This window comes from Enterobacter sp. QK-SA4 (assembly GCF_056856775.1).
Genome location: NZ_JBXFXH010000007.1, coordinates 1,633,604 through 1,652,980 on the forward strand (window position 1 = coordinate 1,633,604; position 19,377 = coordinate 1,652,980).

Consider the following 19,377-nt stretch of genomic DNA (forward strand, 5'->3'; position numbering starts at 1 on the left):
GGGGAATGATACTAGTTTAGTCAGCTAACACAGCGGAAAAATGGAGGAAATATGGAAGACTGTCAGGAATGGTCTGAATGGAGGTAAACGCAAAACGGCAACATCCGTTGCCGTTTTTGGTGTTTTCGCCCTCTGCCTGTGGGAGAGGGCCGGGGTGAGGGCACCAGACCGCACCGCAACAATGCTAGCTAAACATCACCTGCGCCCAGCGTGCCAGGCCTGCGGTGACGGAGCCAAAGTCATCCCCACCGGCAATGGGAATGCCCGGCAGCTGTTCCGCCAGCGCTTTCTTGATCAGGGGCGAGCGGGCGCTTCCCCCGGTCAGGTAAATCACGTCCGGCTTCTCTTTGCCGTTCTCCAGCGCCAGCTGCACCTGCTCCAGAATACGCTGTAGCGGCTGCGCGAGCGCCGTCTCCAGCCCGTCCTGCGAAATCGCGGTGGCCAGATCGTCGCTGATAAACGGCAAGGAGACCGCATGCTCAGCGCGGTCGGAAAGGGCTATTTTGCTCTCTTCGGCAGTGCGCACCACGCGGTAGCTCAGGCGCTGACGCCACACTTTATACAGCAGGGCGACTTTTTCGGCGTCCTGCGCGTCGCGCACCAGATCGTTAAGGAAGCGGCCGTTGGCGGTGCTGTAAAAATCACTCTGCGCAGGCACGTCGTTAATGGCAATCGCGTTCCACCACGGCAGGATCGGCAGGGCGATGCCTTTTTCCGTCTGACCGCCCATGCCGAGCAGCGGCATCAGGCTCTTGAATGCCAGCGCGATATCGAGATCGTTACCGCCTACGCGACAGCCGCTGTGCCCGAGCAGGCTATTTTCACGATCGCGTCGGTTATGCCACTGCGGCCCCATCAGCAGCAGCGAGCAGTCCGTTGTGCCCCCGCCGATATCCACGACTAATACGCGCTTCTCTTCCGTCAGCGTGGCTTCAAAATCCAGCCCCGCGGCAACCGGCTCGTACTGGAACACCACGTCGCGAAAGCCTGCCCGGTGCGCCGCGCGTTCAAGGATCCCCTGCGCCTGCTGGTTGGCCTCGTCGCCGCCCAGCCCCTGGAAGTTGATCGGGCGGCCAATGACCGCCTGGGTAATCGCATCGGAAACCTGCGTCTGCGCCTGATTGCGAATATGCAGCATCATCGCGCACACCAGGTCTTCGAACATCGCCACCTGCTGCGGCTTCAGTCCGCTGGCACCGAGGAAGGATTTTGGCGACTTAACGAAGTAAACCTCTTCAGGATCTTCAATGTAGTGCCCGAGCGAAGAGAGGCCGAACTGCACGCTGGACGGCGAAACGTCGATGTCTTCCTCACGGTTAAAGCTGACCGCCCGGCGCAGCAGCGCCTGGGTCTCCGCCGCCGTGGCCGGAACCTGATGGTGGCGGAACAGCCATTCGCTTACCGCTTCACGCGTCGGCGCGCAGAGCATTGACGGCAGCAGCGTGCTCTCTTTTTCCATTTTCAGAAGCTGTGGCTGTCCGTTTTGCATAATCGCAACCGAGCAGTTTGCCGTACCGTAGTCGAATCCAATAAACACGATGAATCCCCATGCCAGTGAGAAGGGGCGAGACTTTAACGAAATGTCTTCATGGCGACAACAGGAATATGAAAGCAAGGCGAAACAGGACCTTTCCGTTTATGCTGTGGAGAACCCAAAAGGAGAGACGATGTACACCCTGAACTGGCAACCCCCTTACGACTGGCAGTGGATGTTTGGCTTTCTCGGCGCGCGTGCTGTGACGGGCATTGAAACCGTCACACGCGACTACTACGAGCGCAGTTTTGCCTGTGAAGGGCATCAGGGGATATTTCGCGTAACGCCGGATATAGCCACCCATACGCTGACCGTGACGCTCAGTCCGGGGTTAGTTCCGGTTGCGCAGACGTGCCTTGAACGCATCGAGCGCCTGTTCGATCTCGCCTGCAACCCGCAGCACATCGCGGATACGCTGGGCGATCTCGGTGCTGCCCGGCCGGGCTTGCGTTTGCCGGGGGCGATGGACGCGTACGAGCAGGGCGTACGGGCGATCCTCGGGCAACTGGTGAGCGTGGCGATGGCGGCGAAACTGACGTCGCGCGTGGTGGCGCTGTGCGGTGAGCCGATCGCGGATTGTCCGGGGTATCTCTGTTTCCCCACGCCGGACGCGCTGGCGGCAGCGGACCCGCTGGCGCTGAAAGCGTTGGGCATGCCGGTAAAACGCGCGGAGTCGTTAATTCATCTGGCGCAGTCGGTCATCGACGGGACGTTTCCGCTTTTCCCGCCCGAGAATATTGAGGCCGGGATGAAGGCGCTACAGCAGCGGCCGGGGATAGGGCGCTGGACGGCAAACTACCTGGCCCTGCGAGGCTGGCAGGCGAAAGATGTCTTTCTGCCTGATGATTATCTGATTAAGCAACGCTTTGCCGGGATGACGCCCGCGCAAATTCGTCGTTATGCCGAACGCTGGCAGCCGTGGCGCTCTTACGCGCTGCTGCACATCTGGTACACCGACGGCTGGGCACCGTCAGTTGATGGCGAAATAGCTGGTGTTGAGCAGTAGATCCAGCGGCTGCGGCTCGGCGATGGTGTCGCCATAGATAAAATCAATGCCGATGCCGGAGAGCGTATCCATCATGATGGGCTGGTTGCACGGGCCCGCGATGGTTTTCATCCCCAGACGCTGGGCGTGGCCCTGCACAATGGTCACCATCATCTCGTCCATCAGGTTGCCATACACGTTGCTTACCACCTCCGCGTCCAGCATCAGATAGTCGGCCATATTGGCGGTCAGGTGGGTGAAGACGTTCATGTCGCGACCCACCTGGCTGAAGATCACGCGGCAGCCCGCCTGGCGAAGCTTTTGCAGACTCCGCTGCAGGTTTTTATCCGGGCTGCACACCACGTCGGCAGAGATAACCAGATGCAGGAGACGGCCCGGCATCGGGCTTTTATCCAGCAGGTCGAGAAGTTCATCGACCAGCGTTACGCTGGCTAAACCGGCCTCAGAGAGCGGCAGCGCCACTCCCATGCCTTTACTGGCGATCTGGGCGGCTGAGGTGCGGAAAAACTCGCTAAAGATCCGTCTGTCGAGGGCATGTAAAAGCTCAGGCTCTGCCAGGCCCGAGCGGAAGGCATGCTCCTCCTGGACTTCGCCCTGGCTGGTCCACAGGCGTAACGACAGCAGCCAGAAATTACTGCTTTCCGGGATGCGCGGGGAGGCGACGCTGCGGGCAATCATCATCAGGTGATTGTCTTTAATCATGTGCCACTGTTCATCAAGCGACATCATGCTGCGCGTGTTGTGATCCCGCTCCTGCTGGGGTTCGTAAACCGTCACCATGCCGCGCCCGCTGTTTTTCGAGGCATAACAGGCAATATCCGCCTGCGACATCACCTCCGACGCCTGATGGTTATTTTCATCAATCAGCGTGATGCCTGCGCTGGCGCCGATCCGGTGCAGGCGGCCTTCCCACATAAAGTGATAGTCATTGATCGTGTGGATCAGGCGCCCGGCGATATAGCGCGCGCTTTCAATATTGCAGTCCGGCAGCAGTAATCCGAACTCATCCCCACCCAGACGCGCCAGCACGTCGCTGGAGCGAAGCATGGTCAACATCACGGAAGAGAGTTCCCGCAGTAGGGCATCGCCCGCCGCATGGCCAGCCGTATCGTTGACGGCTTTGAAGCGATCGAGATCGATAAAGACCAGGGCATGACGCTGGCGCGTTTCGCGAACGGTCTGCAGGAGGCGTTTGAGATGATTTTCGAAGCTGACCCGGTTTGCCAGATGGGTCAGGGCGTCGTGGGAGGCGCTGTAGCTCAGCTGACGCAGCATTTTGCGCGACTCGGTCACGTCCTGAATCACGATAACCGAGCCAATATTCTGCCCGTCCAGCGTGCTGAGCGGCGTAATGCTGTAGTGAATATCAAAATTACCGCCGGTACGGCAGTTCAGCACCACGTCCTGATCGATATCGGAACGGGACATATCGCCGCTGTGAATATTCTCCATCAGCGGCCCTTTTTCACCAAAGGTGATGTGCAACACCTTCAGGATCGGCTGGCCGATAGCCTCGGTCTGCAGCCAGCCGCTCATTTTCTCGGCCACCGGGTTCATAAAGGTGACGTTCATGTTGATATCGGTACACAGCACCGCTTCACCGATGGAGTCGAGGGTGATGTGCAGACGCTCTTTTTCCTGGAAGAGGGCCTCGTTGAGCTGCTTCACCTCGGTCATATCCATGTTGATCCCGAGCAGCCGTTCGACTTCACCCTGCTTATTGAGCACCCGGTTTGCCAGGGAGCGAATATGGCGCACGCCTTCCTTCACGCGGATGCGGAATTCCAGCTTAAACGGCAGGCGGGAAATCAGCGAGTCCCGCAGCACCTGCTCGGCGTGGGCACGATCTTCCGGCAGCATCGTGTCGTGCCAGAGCTGCCAGGTAGGCTTGATGTGCGGCGGGATTTCATATAGCTCAAACATCCGCTTGTCCCAGCTGATAATGTCTGGCTCCAGATCCCACTCCCAGATGCCGATGCCGCCCGCTTCGTTAGCTAGCGTAATGCGCTCCATCAGGCGTTTGTTGACCCACTCGGTCTGCTTCAGGTCGTTAATGTCTTCAATCTGGGCGATAAAATAGAGCGGCGAGCCGTCGGCATGGCGCACGACGGAGACGGCAAGAAGCGCCCAGACCACTTCCCCGTTGCGGGTGTAATAGCGCTTCTCGAGGGTATAGGTATTGATGTCGCCGTTGACCAGCTGTTCGAGCTGTTCCAGGTCGGTGTGCAGATCTTCCGGCCAGGTGAGCTGCTGGAAGGTCAGCGACTGGAGCTCCGTCTGGCTGTAACCGAGGAAATTGCACAGCGCCTTGTTAGCCTGCAGCCATTTGCCCTCAATGCTGACCAGCGCCATACCGATGGCGGAATACTCCATCGCATTGCGGAAGCGCTCTTCGCTTTCGGTGATGTGCTTGCGCTCTGCGCGGAAGGCGTACATCACCATGGTCATCACGTTGGCAGGCAGGAGCAGCATCAGGAACGGCAGCCAGGGGGCGTTCAGCATCGCCCCGACGTGCTGGGTTGTCAGCGCCACCGGGTTTTGGGCAATCATCAGCGACACAACCATCACGGTGACCAGAAACACCAGGAACGCTTCCATTCGCGTCAGGCGCACGGCGCTCCACATAAGCAAAACGATAACGCAGGTGAAAGGCCACGGCAGCCAGGTGATGGCTGCCCAGCTGAGGGCCAGCGTTACGGCCAGCGTGGTCAGGGTTTCCAGCAGCAGTCTCGGGTCACGGTGGCGCAGCAGATAATGCGGTTTAAATAACAGCCCCAACGGAACCACCGCCAGTGCGCCAATCGCTTCGGACAACACCCAGACGAAGAAATTACGCAGGGGTTCAGGGCCGGGCGCCAGCAGAGACACCAGGACTCCGCCCACCAGCGGCGGTATCACTGCGCTGCCGATGGCCACGCGGATCCAGTCATTCAGATTCTGAAGCGGGTTGTACCACGGGAGCAATTTGCGAAGTAATAGCGCACCGGTAAAAGCTTCAACCACGTTAATTGAGGTGTAGGTGAGGCTTATCGATCCCCACGAAAACAGCATCCAGGTGGCCAGAATATTGCCAAACGAACAGGCCAGGGCGATTCCCGGCCACATTTTTCCTGCATGGCGGTAAAACGCCACCATCATAATGGCGGTGGGGAACCAGAGCGGGGCCAGCAGGGTGCCGAACCGGGTGAGCTCCAGGGAAAATAAGGTAAAGATAAAGGTGACCAGGCCCAGACAGACAAGTCGTATTAAAGGATGTGGGGTGGTAACCAAAACCCGCTGGTATTGTTTATTCATTACCGCTTTATCCAGAGACGCCATGCCGTCAGGGAAGATGTCCGAACGCGTGAATTAGATAATTTGGTTTATGCTAGTACAAACAATTTACAATTCATATGGTGACCGCTCAGAATTTGACACCACAGACTTATTAAATAGAGGCTCCGTGAAAAAAAACGGTTAAACGCTGAAAAAACGTTCATTTAAATTTCACTCAGGGAATAAAGCGCCACTTTTCGGCCAGTCTCGCAGAACCTGTGCTTTCGACTGGTATCACGCCCGCGAAATCCCTATAATTGCCGCGTTTGACGCTCCGGCGTCGTCCTTCCTTAACATCCAGGTTAATCAGGTCGCTAAATTTATGACTGATAAGTCTCATCAGTGCGTCATTATAGGCATCGCCGGCGCATCGGCTTCAGGTAAAAGTCTAATTGCCAGTACGCTTTATCGCGAACTGCGTGAACAAGTAGGTGATGAGCATATCGGCGTCATTCCCGAAGACAGCTATTACAAAGATCAATCCCATCTGTCGATGGAAGAGCGCGTCAAAACCAACTATGACCACCCAAATGCAATGGATCACAGCTTGCTGTTCCAGCATTTAGAAGCGCTCAAGAGCGGCCAGGCGATTGAGCTGCCCGTTTACAGTTACGTAGAACACACCCGCACCCAGGAAACCATCCGCATCGAGCCGAAAAAGGTCATTATCCTTGAAGGCATTCTGCTGCTGACCGACGCCCGCCTGCGCGAATCCATGAACTTCTCGATTTTCGTTGATACCCCGCTGGATATCTGCCTGATGCGCCGCATCAAGCGTGACGTGAATGAACGCGGCCGTTCGATGGACTCCGTCATGGCGCAATACCAGAAAACGGTCCGCCCGATGTTCCTGCAGTTTATTGAGCCATCCAAACAATACGCCGATATCATCGTGCCGCGCGGGGGTAAAAACCGCATTGCTATTGATATCTTAAAAGCGAAAATCAGCCAGTTTTTTGAATAAGCCGCGCGAATTGTGTACCGTTCAGAGATAACCTGGTTTTACCCTGAGCGCTTAACGCCTCAGGGTACGATGCATGAAAGGAGAAAGTGCCATGCGTCTTTGTGATCGCGATATAGAAGCCTGGCTGGATGAAGGCCGTTTGTCTATTACCCCGCGTCCACCCGTTGAGCGTATCAATGGCGTGACCGTTGATGTGCGGTTAGGCAATAAATTCCGTACCTTTAGCGGCCATACAGCACCGTTCATTGACCTTAGCGGGCCGAAGGACGAAGTCAGCGCCGCGCTCGATCGCGTGATGAGTGACGAAATCGTAATCGATGAAGGCGAAGCTTTTTATCTGCATCCAGGTGAACTGGCCCTGGCGGTGACGTTTGAATCCGTCACCCTGCCTCCGGATCTGGTTGGCTGGCTTGATGGCCGTTCTTCGCTGGCGCGACTGGGGCTGATGGTTCACGTGACCGCGCACCGTATCGATCCTGGCTGGTCGGGGCGTATCGTGCTGGAATTCTTCAATGCCGGTAAATTGCCGCTGGCGCTGCGCCCGGGCATGATGATCGGCGCGTTGAGCTTTGAACCTCTGTCAGGCCCGGCAGATCGTCCTTACAACCGTCGGCAGGACGCAAAATATCGCGACCAGCAGGGCGCGGTTGCCAGCCGTATTGATAAAGACTGATCGTTAGTCCATTGAGGATGCCATGAGAAGAGTTCTGACAACGCTGATGATTTTGCTGGTGGTGCTGGTGGCTGGCCTTTCGGCGTTGGTTCTGCTGGTTAACCCTAACGACTTCCGCGCGTATATGGTGCGGCAGGTTGAGGCACGCAGTGGTTATCAACTGAAGCTGGACGGGCCGCTGCGCTGGCACGTCTGGCCGCAGCTCAGCATTCTCTCTGGCCGCATGTCGCTCACGGCGCCGGGGGCGTCCCAGCCGCTGGTGTCCGCAGACAACATGCGCCTTGATGTGGCGCTGATCCCGCTCATTTCCCATCAGCTGCAGGTGAATCAGGTGATGCTGAAAGGCGCGGTGATTCAGCTCACCCCACAAACTGAAGCTGTCCGTGATGCCAACGCGCCGGTGGCACCGCGTGAAAATACCCTGCCTGATGAACCGTCTGATACTGGCTGGTCCTTTGATATTGGCAAACTGAAAGTGGCCGATAGCGTGCTGGTTTTCCAGCATGAGCACGAAGAGCTGGTCACCGTTCGCAACATTAATCTGCAGATGGAACAGGATGAGCACCATCTTGCATCGGTGGAATTTAGCGGGCGCGTGAACCGCGATCAGCGGGATCTGACGCTGTCGTTGAATGCTAATGTGAATGCGTCAGACTATCCGCATCAGCTCACGGCGAACATCCAGCAGCTTAACTGGCAGCTGACGGGGGCCAATCTGCCCACCCAGGGGATCGCCGGTCAGGGAACGCTGCAGGCCGTGTGGCGTGAGGAACAAAAACAGCTGGAGCTGGATAATCTCAACCTGCAGGCAAACGACAGTAGCCTTAAGGGGCAGGCGAGCGTCACCTTTGAAGAGAAGCCGAAGTGGGTGCTGAATCTGCAATTTGACAAGCTCAACCTGGAAAACCTGTTGCCACCTCTGCCAGCCAGCGCCACGGACAGCGAGGCGACGCAGACGGGGCAAAGCCAGGCACCGGTATCACGTCCGGTTATTTCGTCGAATCTCGATCAACCTGACTATAACGCTCTGCGCGGATTCACGGCGGATATTCTGCTGAAAGCCACCAGCCTGCGCTGGCGCGGCATGGACTTTACCGACGTGAGCAGCCAGATGTTTAACCATAACGGTTTGCTGGTGATCTCCGAACTGAGCGGCAAGATGGGCGCAGGACACCTCTCACTGCCCGGCACGCTGGATGTCCGTAAAGACGTTGCCAGCGCCGAATTCCAGCCGCGTCTCGATAACGTTGAGATAGGCACCATCCTGACCGCGTTTAACTACCCGATCTCTCTGACGGGGCAGTTGACGCTGGCGGGGGATTTCTCCGGCACGAAAATTGATGCCGATGCTTTCCGCCGCGAGTGGCAAGGGCAGGCGCATCTTGATCTGAAAAACTCCCGTATGGAAGGGCTTAACTTCCAGCAACTGGTGCAGCAGGCGGTAGAGCGCAGCAGCGATGTGAAGGCCCAGGAGAACTACGACAGTGCCACGCGCCTCGACAGCTTCACCACGGACCTGACGCTGAACAACGGACAACTCTCTCTCGACGGAATGCAGGGTACCTCTTCACTCTTATCAGTAACGGGCGAGGGTAAGCTGGATCTGGTCAAAGAGACGGCGGACACGCGCTTTAACGTGCGGGTACTTTCCGGCTGGCAGGGGGAAAGCAAGCTCATCGACTTCCTGAAAGAGACGCCGGTCCCATTGAGCGTATACGGCAAATGGCAGGCCCTGAATTACAGTCTGCAGGTGGATCAGATCCTGCGTAAGCATCTGCAGGATGAAGCGAAACGTCGACTCAGCGGCTGGGCGGATCGTAATAAAGATTCACAGGACGGCAAGGATGTGAAGAAGCTGCTGGATAAGCTTTGATGCCTGTTGCGCCGGGGGGCGGCTTCGCCTTACCCGGCCTACAAAAACCGAACACCGCAGGCCGGGTGAGCGAAACGCCACCCGGCTTTTTTACACCTCAAAATCCAGTTCTTCCTCTTCCCGCAGCGGTATCAGCTGAACCTTCTGCACGCGATGGTTTTCAATCTGGAGCGTTTTAAGCCGATAGTCGCCGACCTGAACCTCTTCCCCCGGCTGTGGGATACGCTGCAAATACTCCATCAGCAGACCGGCAATGGTGTGGTATTCCCGTTTATCATCCAGCGGCAGCGGCACATACTGCACCAGGTCTTCCAGCGGCATATGGCCGTTAGCCGTCCACGAGCCGTCGGCGTTTTTCTGAATGTCGTGGCGGGCGTCTATCTCATCCACCTCGTTTGGCAGATTACCGGCAATGGTTTCCATCACGTCGCTGAGCGTGACCAGCCCTTCCACCGAACCAAACTCATCCACCACAAAGGCAAAGTGGGTGCGCGCGTTACGGAATTGCTCAAGGGCGGAAAGCAACGGCAGCCCCTCCGGGAAGACCAGCGGCTGGCGAACCAGGGCGCGGAGATTGAGCGGCTCACCGTGGAGCTGCTGCTGGAGCAGATCAATGACGTGTACCACGCCCAGCAGCTCCTCTTCCGCTTCCCCGCCGGTCACCACCACCCGGGTGTGCTGGTTTTTATCCAGCAGGGCGCGAATGTGCGCTTCCGGGGCCGTCAGGTCAATATGCTCAATGTCATGCCGCGTCGTCATAATGCTGCTGACCGTACGCTGGTTCAGATTGAGCACTCGCTCAATCATCCGTCGTTCCTGCGGGTCAAAGATCTGCCCGTCGCTGTGGTCGGCCAGCATGGCGGAGGATTCGGCGTCCAGCTCCGCATCCTCTTTCTTGCCGCTTAACAGACGCATGACCGTGTCGGCTGTGCGCTGACGCAGAGTCTGATTGGCGGAAAGGAAGCGACGGCGGTTGAATATCGCCAACTGGTTAAGCGCTTCAATCATGACGGAGAACCCGATGGCGGCATAGAGGTAGCCTTTCGGAATATGGAAGCCAAAACCGTCGGCCACCAGGCTGAAGCCAATCATCAGCAGGAAGCTCAGGCAAAGGATAACGATGGTCGGGTGACTGTTCACGAAGCGGGTCAGTGCCTTGCTGGCCATGACCATCAGCGTGATGGCAATAATGACCGCGGCCATCATCACCGCAAGGTGGTCCACCATCCCGACGGCGGTGATCACCGAGTCCAGGGAGAAGACCGCATCCAGCACCACGATTTGCGCGACCACCGGCCAGAATTTTGCTCCGCGGCGCTGGGTCGGGTTCTCGCTGTCTTTGCCTTCCAGCCGCTCGTTGAGCTCCACGGTGGCTTTGAACAGCAGGAATAGCCCGCCGAAGAGCATGATCAGATCGCGGGCGCTAAAGCTCAGACCGTGAATGGAGAACAGAGGCTGAGTGAGCGTGACCAGCCAGGAAATAGAGGCCAGCAGCAGTAAGCGCATCACCATCGCCAGCAGCAGCCCCGTTACGCGCGCGCGATCGCGCTGGGAAGGAGGCAGTTTTTCAGCGAGGATGGCGATAAAAACCAGATTATCAATCCCGAGCACCAGCTCGATGACAACCAGCGTAACCAGCCCGGCCCAGATTGAGGGATCGGCAATCCATTCCATAGTAGTAGCAATACCTTCTGTAATATGACTAATGACACAATTCGATCATGGATAAAGCTGTGGGAAAATGCAATGTCAGTATGAGATTTCTCTCAATAATCATTAAATTAAAACTGGCGGGTATAATAGTTTTAATATATCCAGAAAATCGGTATTTATCCGAAATAACAAAATTAAGAAATATCGCATTAAAAGATGTTCAATCATAACGCTGTCAACATAAAGAAATTCTTAAAAATAAAGTGCATTTCTAAATAAATTCTTAAAAGTTGACGTTAGGACCCCGTTTTCTTGCCTGTTTTGGGATTAACTGTTACAAGATTATTAGCCTAAAAAAGGATATCTCCCGTTAAAGATTGATTTTTTTTTTGGCGATTAACGAAATAGTGCCTGCGTATTTTGAATGCTTCATTTATTTCACCAGCAAAAAATTCTTGCGGCTTTTTGCCTGTAATTCATTGTGTTATAGCGTATTGGTAGCTGGAAGCCAAGGGCGGTAGCGTGCCTGAATGTGTGTGGGTGGGCCATGATTACGTTGTCAACAGTGACTGGCCAAATAGCGTTTTTTTTAGGAATGATGCCACTTATATTTTTATTTAATTAGCTACATTCTTAATGCATTTTAGATTCACACGTATTTAAATTGCACAGGATAATTACTCTGCCAAAGTGATAAATAATCAATGATGAACTCCAAAATGAAATTGATGCCATTATTGGTGTCTGTGACTTTGATGAGCGGTTGCACGGTCTTTCCCGGAAGCAATATGTCTACAATGGGCAAGGATGTGATCAAGCAACAGGATGCCGATTTTGATCTCGACAAAATGGTGAATGTTTATCCACTTACGCCTCGTCTGGTCGAACAATTACGCCCACGTCCAAACGTTGCCCAGCCAAATATGTCACTGGACCAGGAAATTGCTTCCTACCAGTATCGCGTAGGGCCTGGAGACGTCATTAACGTGACCGTCTGGGATCACCCCGAACTGACCACGCCAGCGGGCCAGTACCGCAGCTCAAGCGACACCGGTAACTGGGTGCAGTCAGATGGCACCATGTTCTATCCCTACATTGGTAAAGTCCATGTAGCAGGGAAAACGCTTGCCGAGATCCGCAGTGATATTACCGGCCGCTTAGCGCAGTACATCGCCGATCCGCAGGTGGACGTTAATATCGCCGCATTCCGCTCGCAAAAAGCCTATATCTCCGGCCAGGTGAACAAATCTGGTCAGCAGGCCATCACCAACGTTCCTCTGACCGTGCTGGACGCCATTAACGCCGCAGGCGGGTTAACCGACGGCGCCGACTGGCGCAACGTGGTACTGACCCACAACGGGAAAGAGCAGCGCATTTCGCTGCAGGCGCTGATGCAAAACGGCGATCTGACCCAGAACCGCCTGCTTTATCCGGGCGACATCCTCTATGTACCACGCAATGACGATCTTAAAGTCTTCGTGATGGGTGAAGTGAAGAAACAGAGCACCCTCAAGATGGACTTCAGCGGTATGACGCTGACCGAAGCGCTGGGCAATGCTGAGGGTATCGATCTGACGACCTCTAACGCGACCGGTATCTTCGTGATCCGTCCGCTGAAAGGTGAGGGCAGCGCGAAAGGCAAGATTGCCAACATCTACCAGCTGGATATGTCCGATGCGACCTCTCTGGTGATGGCGACGGAGTTCCGTCTCCAGCCATACGACGTGGTGTATGTCACTACCGCACCGGTTGCCCGCTGGAACCGTCTGATCAACCAGTTGCTGCCAACCATCAGTGGCGTTCGCTACATGACGGATACGGCGCGCGACATTCATACCTGGTAATCCGCGATGTTTAACAAAATTCTGGTGGTATGCGTGGGGAACATTTGCCGTTCCCCTACGGCTGAACGGTTGTTGAAACACTACCAGCCCGAACTGACCGTTGATTCGGCAGGGCTGGGTGCACTGGTCGGTAAAGGTGCCGATGAGCGCGCAATGAGCGTGGCGCGGGACCATCACCTCTCTCTCGACGGGCATGTTGCCCGCCAGGTCACTGGCCGCATGTGCCGTGAGTATGACCTGATTCTGGCGATGGAAAAACGCCATATTCAAGCGCTGTGCGATATCGCTCCGGAGATGCGCGGTAAGGTGATGCTGTTTGGACACTGGGACAATGAACGTGAAATCCCCGATCCATATCGCAAAAGCCATGAGGCTTTCGAGGCGGTTTACACCTTACTTGACCAGTCTGCCCAACAGTGGGCGCAGGCACTGAAAGCTCAGCAGGGATAACAATGACAGAAAAAACAAAACCTTCTGCCGCCCCGACTTCGGGCAGTGATGAAATTGATATTGGGCGCCTGGTTGGCACGGTTATCGAGGCAAAGTGGTGGGTGCTGGGCATTACCGCCGTGTTTGCCGCGGCGGCCGTCGTCTATACGCTGTTCGCCACCCCTATCTACAGCGCCGATGCGCTGGTGCAGATCGAGCAGAATACCGGTAACTCGCTGGTGCAGGACATTGGCTCCGCGCTGGCGAACAAGCCGCCGGCCTCTGACGCTGAAATCCAGCTCATCCAGTCACGTCTGGTGCTGGGTAAAACGGTTCACGACCTTGGGCTCGATATCCCCGTCACCAAAAATACCTTCCCAATCTTTGGTGCGGGCTGGGATCGGCTGATGGGCAGAAGCAACGACACGGTGAAAGTCACTGACTTCGTGCTGCCAAAAGGGGCAGCCGATCAGACCTTTACCCTGACGGTGCTTGGCCCGAAACAGTATCAGTTGACCAGCGACGCGGGCTTTAGCGCGCGCGGTGAAGTCGGACAGATGCTGAGCAAAGACGGCGTCAGCATGATGGTCAGTGCGATCAACGCCGAGGAGGGCGGGGAGTTTACCGTCACCAAATTCTCCACGCTGGGGATGATCAACAACCTGCAAAACAACCTGACCGTCACCGAAAACGGTAAGGACACCGGCGTGCTGAGCATGACCTTTACCGGGGAAGATAAGGATCAGATCCGCGACATCCTGAACAGCATTACCCGCAACTACCTTGAGCAGAACGTTGAGCGTAAGTCGGCTGAAGCGGCGAAAAGCCTGGCGTTCCTGTCGAAACAGCTCCCGGAAGTGCGCGCCCGACTGGATGATGCCGAGAACAAGCTGAACGCCTACCGCCAGGATAAAGACTCTGTCGACCTGCCGCTGGAGGCGAAATCGGTCCTCGATTCGATGGTCAACATTGACGCTCAGCTCAACGAGCTGACCTTCAAAGAGGCGGAGATCTCCAAGCTTTACACCAAACGTCACCCGGCCTACCGCACGCTGCTGGAGAAACGCCGCACGCTGGAAGAGGAGAAGGCGAAGCTCAATGACCGTGTGACCGCGATGCCGAAAACGCAGCAGGAGATCGTGCGTCTGACCCGCGACGTGGAGTCAGGACAGCAGGTTTACATGCAGCTGCTGAACAAGCAGCAGGAGCTGAAAATCACCGAAGCCAGTACCGTCGGTGACGTGCGCATCGTCGACCCGGCCATTACCCAGCCTGGCGTACTGAAGCCGAAGAAAGCGCTGATTATTCTCGGCAGCATTATTCTCGGCCTGATGCTCTCCATCGTGGGCGTACTGTTGCGTTCGCTGTTCAACCGCAGCATCGAAAGCCCGCAGGTTCTGGAAGAGAGCGGTATCAACGTCTATGCCAGCATTCCGCTGTCTGAGTGGCAAAAATCCCGCGACAGCGTCAAAACCATCAAGGGCGTTAAGCGTTACAAACAGAGCCAGCTGCTGGCGGTGGGTAACCCGACCGACCTCGCTATCGAAGCGATCCGTAGCCTGCGTACCAGTCTGCACTTCGCCATGATGCAGGCCAAAAATAACGTCCTGATGTTAACCGGCGTTAGCCCGTCAATCGGTAAAACCTTCGTCTGCGCCAACCTGGCGGCGGTGGTCAGCCAGACCAACAAGCGCGTGCTGCTGATCGACTGTGATATGCGCAAGGGCTATACCCACGAACTGCTGGGCACCAACAACGTTAACGGCCTGTCGGAAATCCTGCTCGGCAAAGGCGACATTAGCCAGAGCGCGAAACCAACAACGGTGCCGAAATTTGACCTGATCCCACGCGGTCAGGTGCCGCCTAACCCGTCCGAGCTGCTGATGAGCGAACGCTTCACCGAGCTGGTGGAGTGGGCGAGCAAAAACTACGACCTGGTGCTGATCGATACGCCGCCAATTCTGGCCGTGACCGACGCGGCCGTTGTTGGCCGCCATGCGGGCACCACGCTGATGGTAGCGCGTTACGCGGTGAACACCCTGAAAGAGGTGGAAACCAGCCTGAGCCGCTTCGAGCAGAACGGCATTGAGGTGAAAGGGGTGATCCTGAACTCCATCTTCCGCCGCGCGACCGGGTACCAGGATTACGGGTATTACGAGTACGAATATAAGTCTGACAGTAAATAAAAAAACACACCCCACACCCCTCACCCTAACCCTCTCCCCAAAGGGGAGAGGGGACTGTTCGGTGCTGGATTTGGGGGACGAACGTAATGATAACCACTGGCTGCCTTTCACCCTCTCCCCTTTGGGGAGAGGGCCGGGGTGAGGGGAAAAAATGACCACACAACGCCCTTTAGTTTCAATCTATATGCCGACATGGAATCGTCAGCAGCTGGCGATCCGCGCAATCAAGTCGGTGTTACGTCAGGATTACGATAACTGGGAGCTGATCATCGTTGATGACTGCTCTTCCTCGTATGAACAGCTGCAAAAGTTTGTGACTGACCTCAACGACCCGCGGGTGGTCTATACGCATAACGCCATTAACTCCGGCGCATGCGCGGTGCGTAATCAGGCGATTATGCAGGCCAAAGGGCAGTATCTGACCGGTATCGACGACGATGACGAATGGACGCCGAACCGCCTGTCTATCTTCCTGTCGCATAAAGAACAGCTGGTTACGCACGCTTTCCTGTATGCCAACGACTATGTCTGCCAGGGCGAAGTTTACTCGCAGCCCGCCAGTCTGCCGCTGTATCCGAAATCACCATACTCTCGCCGCCTTTTCTACAAGCGCAACATTATTGGTAACCAGGTCTTCACCTGGGCGTGGCGTTTCAAAGAGTGCCTGTTCGATACCGAACTCAAGGCCGCGCAGGATTACGATATCTTCCTGCGCATGGTGGTGGAATACGGTGAACCGTGGAAAGTGGAAGAGGCCACGCAGATCCTGCACATCAACCACGGGGAGATGCAAATCACCTCCTCGCCGAAAAAGTTCTCCGGCTACTTCCATTTTTACCGCAAGCACAAGGACAAGTTTGACCGTGCCAGCCGTAAATATCAGCTCTTTACCCTCTATCAGATCCGCAATAAGCGCATGAACTGGCGCACGCTGCTGACGCTGCTTTCCGTGCGTAACGGCAAGCGCCTGGCTGACGGGCTTCGGGGGAAATAATGTTTCTGGAAGATTGCCGCGCTAACAGCTGGAGCCTGCGTCCGTGCTGCATGGTTCTGGCGTACCGCATCGCGCACTTTTGCTCGGTGTGGCGTAAGAAAAACGTACTGAACAATATCTGGGCGGCACCCGTGTTGGTGCTGTACCGCATCATCACCGAATGCTTTTTTGGCTATGAAATCCAGGCCGCTGCCACCATAGGCCGCCGCTTTACCATCCACCACGGCTATGCGGTGGTGATCAACAAGTTCGTGGTCGCCGGGGATGATTTCACCATTCGTCATGCGGTCACCATTGGCAACCGTGGGCCTGACAGCCTGGCCTGCCCGGTCATCGGCAATAACGTCGAGCTGGGGGCTAACGTGGTGATCATCGGTGACATCACGATTGGTAATAACGTCACGATTGGTGCTGGCAGCGTGGTGCTGGACAGCATTCCGGATAACGCGCTGGTGGTGGGAGAAAAAGCCCGCGTGAAGGTGATTAAATGAACATTCTGCAATTTAACGTACGCCTCGCAGAAGGCGGAGCGGCAGGCGTAGCCCTGGATCTGCACCAGCGCGCGCTGCAAAAAGGACTTCAGTCGCGTTTTATTTATGGCTACGGCAAAGGCGGCAAGAAAAGCGTCAGCCACGATAACTTCCCGCAGGTGCACAAGCACACGCCGCGTCTGACCTCGATTGCCAACATCGCGCTGTTCCGCCTGTTTAACCGCGATCTGTTTGGCAACCTGAACACGCTTTACCGCACGGTGACCCGCATCACGGGCCCGGTTGTGCTGCATTTTCACGTGCTGCACAGCTACTGGCTGAATCTGGAAGAGGTGGTGGCGTTTTGTCAGAAGGTGCAGGCCCACAAGCCTGACACCCGTTTCGTCTGGACGCTGCACGATCACTGGAGCGTAACCGGGCGCTGCGCGTTTACCGACGGTTGCGAAGGCTGGAAAGATAACTGCCAGAAGTGCCCGACGTTAAGCAACTATCCGCCGGTGAAGGTGGATCGCGCGCATCAGCTGGTGGCCGGAAAGCGTCAGCTGTTCCGCGACATGCTCTCGCTCGGCTGTACGTTTATCTCTCCAAGCCAGCACGTGGCCGATGCCTTCAACAGCCTGTACGGGGCAGGGCGCTGTCAGATTATCAACAACGGCATCGACGTGGCGACGGAAGCCATTCTTGCGGAGCTGACCCCGGTGGCGGAAACCGCAGGCAAACCGAAAATCGCTATCGTTGCGCATGACCTGCGCTACGACGGTAAAACCAACCAGCAGCTGGTGCGCGACATGATGGCGCTGGGGGACAAGATAGAGCTTCATACCTTCGGCAAGTTTTCACCGTTCGAAGGGGCCAACGTGGTGAACCACGGGTTTGAAACCGACAAGCGCAAGCTGATGAGCGCGCTGAATGAAATGGACGCGCTGGTGTTCAGCTCCCGCGTGGATAACTACCCGCTGATCCTCTGCGAAGCGCTCTCAATCGGCGTGCCGGTGATTGCCACCCACAGCGATGCGGCACGTGAAGTGCTGGAAAAATCCGGCGGGAAAACTTTTGCGGAGCAGGAGGTTCTGCCGCTGGTGCAATTGCCGAAGGCGCAGATCGCTCAGGCCGTTTTTGGCACCGACCTGGAATCGTTCCGCAACCGCAGCCGCAAGGCCTACAGTGGACAACAGATGCTGGAGGAGTATGTCTCGTTCTATCAGAATCTGTAGTTATCTGCTGCTGCCGCTGATTTACCTGCTGGTCAACGTTAAGATTGCCCAGCTCGGCGAAAGCTTCCCGATAACCATCGTCACCTTCTTGCCCGTTCTGCTTCTGCTGTATGTCGATAAAATCAACCTGAAGAAGCTGATGATTGCGTTAGGGTTGGGTACGGGCCTGACGCTTTTTAACTATATCTTCGGCCAGTCGCTGGATGCCAGTAAATACGTCACCTCGACCATGCTGTTTGTTTATATTGTCATTATTATCGGCATGGTCTGGAGTATTCGCTTTAAAACGATTTCTCCGCACAATTATCGGAAAATCCTCAGGTTCTTTTATATTGCCGTTGCGTTAATTGTTATGCTTGCTGCCATGGAGATGGCGCAAATTATTCTGACCGGTGGCAGCAGCCTGATGGAGATAATTTCGAAATATCTCATTTACAGTAACAGCTATGTATTGAACTTCATCAAGTTTGGCGGGAAGCGTACTACAGCCCTCTATTTTGAACCGGCGTTTTTCGCTCTGGCGTTAATCTCAATTTGGCTCAGCATCAAACAGTTTGGTATCAAAACGCCTAAGACCGATGCTATGATTCTTGCAGGAATTGTTCTGTCTGGATCGTTCTCAGGGGTAATGACATTTATCCTGTTTTACCTGCTGGAGTGGGCGTTCCAGTACCTGAACAAAGATGCGATTAAGAAAAAACTGCCGCTGGCGATTATCTCTCTGACGGTATTTATGGTAGGCGTGATATTTGCCTTCCCGTACATCTCAGAACGTTTGGGTGATTTGGGAACGGAAGGGTCTTCGTCCTATTATCGCATCATTGGGCCACTGGTGATGGTGGGTTATTCCTTAACCCATATTGATGGGGTAGTAAGATTCGGCTCACTTTACGAATATGTTGCATCATTCGGAATCTTTAACGGTGCGGATGTCGGTAAAACCATAGACAATGGTCTGTATCTGTTAATTATTTATTTTTCGTGGTTCGCCGTACTGTTGACCCTGTGGTATCTGTTTAAAGTTTTCAAAATGATGATTAACGCGTTTGGTGATAACCAGAACTTTCGCGTTCAGCTTTATCTTTTTACTCCGGTGTCGCTGTTTTTTACCGGGTCAATATTTAGCCCGGAATATGCTTTCTTGATTGTCTGTCCGTTTATTCTGCGCAAGGCGCTTAATATTACGAACGTATGACGAAAT

14 protein-coding genes are annotated in these 19,377 nt (G+C 55.4%); 11 read left to right on the forward strand and 3 right to left on the reverse strand.

The genetic code is table 11. From position 1 onward, the window contains the following. Window positions 1-184: 184 nt before the first annotated feature. A complete protein-coding gene (gene yegD, locus AC1VYI_RS09335) occupies window positions 185-1,537 on the reverse strand; it encodes a molecular chaperone (RefSeq protein ID WP_045355491.1) in 1,353 nt (450 codons plus the stop codon). 130 nt (window positions 1,538-1,667) lie between these two features. Here yegD and alkA point away from each other — a divergent pair, with 130 nt between their 5' ends. Beyond that, the gene (gene alkA / locus AC1VYI_RS09340; RefSeq protein ID WP_045355492.1) at window positions 1,668-2,540 is read left to right on the forward strand and encodes a DNA-3-methyladenine glycosylase 2; all 873 of its coding nucleotides are present in this window, start codon (window positions 1,668-1,670) and stop codon (window positions 2,538-2,540) included. On the opposite strand, the gene AC1VYI_RS09345 is transcribed toward alkA, so the two are convergent. Further along, window positions 2,505-5,834: a diguanylate cyclase gene (locus tag AC1VYI_RS09345; RefSeq protein ID WP_134865939.1), complete on the reverse strand. Its 3,330-nt coding sequence runs from the start codon at window positions 5,832-5,834 to the stop codon at window positions 2,505-2,507. The two genes, alkA and AC1VYI_RS09345, sit on opposite strands and share 36 nt — an antisense overlap. 343 nt (window positions 5,835-6,177) lie before the next feature. On the opposite strand from AC1VYI_RS09345, the gene udk reads away from it, so the two are divergent. The 3 genes from udk (at window position 6,178) to asmA (ending at window position 9,365) form a co-directional block, all read left to right on the forward strand. Next, the gene (udk, locus tag AC1VYI_RS09350) at window positions 6,178-6,819 is read left to right on the forward strand and encodes a uridine kinase (RefSeq protein WP_008500855.1); all 642 of its coding nucleotides are present in this window, start codon (window positions 6,178-6,180) and stop codon (window positions 6,817-6,819) included. 91 nt (window positions 6,820-6,910) lie between these two features. After that, window positions 6,911-7,492, forward strand: a complete 582-nt coding sequence (gene dcd, locus AC1VYI_RS09355; RefSeq protein ID WP_023312408.1) for a dCTP deaminase — start codon at window positions 6,911-6,913, stop codon at window positions 7,490-7,492. A 22-nt stretch (window positions 7,493-7,514) separates the two neighbouring features. Next, on the forward strand, window positions 7,515-9,365 hold the full coding sequence (gene asmA / locus AC1VYI_RS09360) for an outer membrane assembly protein AsmA (RefSeq protein ID WP_063436350.1): 1,851 nt from the start codon (window positions 7,515-7,517) through the stop codon (window positions 9,363-9,365). Window positions 9,366-9,455: 90 nt separating this feature from the next. Here the strand turns inward: asmA and AC1VYI_RS09365 are convergent, their stop codons facing one another. Then, the gene (locus AC1VYI_RS09365) at window positions 9,456-11,039 is read right to left on the reverse strand and encodes a TerC family protein (protein ID WP_482879879.1); all 1,584 of its coding nucleotides are present in this window, start codon (window positions 11,037-11,039) and stop codon (window positions 9,456-9,458) included. 683 nt (window positions 11,040-11,722) lie between these two features. On the opposite strand from AC1VYI_RS09365, the gene AC1VYI_RS09370 reads away from it, so the two are divergent. From AC1VYI_RS09370 to wcaD, 7 genes are all read left to right on the forward strand, one after another. Then, window positions 11,723-12,862 carry a polysaccharide export protein gene (locus AC1VYI_RS09370; protein ID WP_008499413.1) on the forward strand — a complete coding sequence of 380 codons (1,140 nt, stop codon included), beginning with the start codon at window positions 11,723-11,725 and terminating at the stop codon, window positions 12,860-12,862. A 6-nt stretch (window positions 12,863-12,868) separates the two neighbouring features. Then, entirely contained in the window at window positions 12,869-13,312 is a 444-nt protein-coding gene (wzb, locus tag AC1VYI_RS09375; protein WP_021241460.1) for a low molecular weight protein-tyrosine-phosphatase Wzb, read from the forward strand. A 2-nt stretch (window positions 13,313-13,314) separates the two neighbouring features. Further along, complete coding sequence (gene wzc, locus AC1VYI_RS09380; RefSeq protein ID WP_482879889.1) at window positions 13,315-15,477, forward strand: tyrosine-protein kinase Wzc; 2,163 nt, start codon at window positions 13,315-13,317, stop codon at window positions 15,475-15,477. Window positions 15,478-15,628: 151 nt separating this feature from the next. Continuing rightward, window positions 15,629-16,471, forward strand: coding sequence for a colanic acid biosynthesis glycosyltransferase WcaA (gene wcaA / locus AC1VYI_RS09385; protein ID WP_023312403.1), 843 nt, complete (start codon window positions 15,629-15,631; stop codon window positions 16,469-16,471). Continuing rightward, window positions 16,471-16,962, forward strand: a complete 492-nt coding sequence (gene wcaB / locus AC1VYI_RS09390; RefSeq protein WP_023312402.1) for a colanic acid biosynthesis acetyltransferase WcaB — start codon at window positions 16,471-16,473, stop codon at window positions 16,960-16,962. Before wcaA ends, wcaB begins: the two co-directional genes overlap by 1 nt. Further along, on the forward strand, window positions 16,959-18,176 hold the full coding sequence (gene wcaC / locus AC1VYI_RS09395) for a colanic acid biosynthesis glycosyltransferase WcaC (protein WP_482879901.1): 1,218 nt from the start codon (window positions 16,959-16,961) through the stop codon (window positions 18,174-18,176). The genes wcaB and wcaC overlap by 4 nt, the downstream gene beginning before the upstream one ends. Continuing rightward, entirely contained in the window at window positions 18,151-19,371 is a 1,221-nt protein-coding gene (wcaD, locus tag AC1VYI_RS09400; protein WP_045908624.1) for a colanic acid polymerase WcaD, read from the forward strand. The genes wcaC and wcaD overlap by 26 nt, the downstream gene beginning before the upstream one ends. Window positions 19,372-19,377: the final 6 nt, after the last annotated feature.

Bases quoted from the DNA above. Each gene is read 5' to 3' on its own strand.
- alkA (WP_045355492.1), top strand. From the start codon at position 1,668: ATGTACACCCTGAACTGGCAACCCCCTTACGACTGGCAGTGGATGTTT.
- AC1VYI_RS09345 (WP_134865939.1), bottom strand. From the start codon at position 5,834: ATGAATAAACAATACCAGCGGGTTTTGGTTACCACCCCACATCCTTTA.
- udk (WP_008500855.1), top strand. From the start codon at position 6,178: ATGACTGATAAGTCTCATCAGTGCGTCATTATAGGCATCGCCGGCGCA.
- dcd (WP_023312408.1), top strand. From the start codon at position 6,911: ATGCGTCTTTGTGATCGCGATATAGAAGCCTGGCTGGATGAAGGCCGT.
- asmA (WP_063436350.1), top strand. From the start codon at position 7,515: ATGAGAAGAGTTCTGACAACGCTGATGATTTTGCTGGTGGTGCTGGTG.
- AC1VYI_RS09365 (WP_482879879.1), bottom strand. From the start codon at position 11,039: ATGGAATGGATTGCCGATCCCTCAATCTGGGCCGGGCTGGTTACGCTG.
- AC1VYI_RS09370 (WP_008499413.1), top strand. From the start codon at position 11,723: ATGATGAACTCCAAAATGAAATTGATGCCATTATTGGTGTCTGTGACT.
- wzb (WP_021241460.1), top strand. From the start codon at position 12,869: ATGTTTAACAAAATTCTGGTGGTATGCGTGGGGAACATTTGCCGTTCC.
- wzc (WP_482879889.1), top strand. From the start codon at position 13,315: ATGACAGAAAAAACAAAACCTTCTGCCGCCCCGACTTCGGGCAGTGAT.
- wcaA (WP_023312403.1), top strand. From the start codon at position 15,629: ATGACCACACAACGCCCTTTAGTTTCAATCTATATGCCGACATGGAAT.
- wcaB (WP_023312402.1), top strand. From the start codon at position 16,471: ATGTTTCTGGAAGATTGCCGCGCTAACAGCTGGAGCCTGCGTCCGTGC.
- wcaC (WP_482879901.1), top strand. From the start codon at position 16,959: ATGAACATTCTGCAATTTAACGTACGCCTCGCAGAAGGCGGAGCGGCA.
- wcaD (WP_045908624.1), top strand. From the start codon at position 18,151: ATGTCTCGTTCTATCAGAATCTGTAGTTATCTGCTGCTGCCGCTGATT.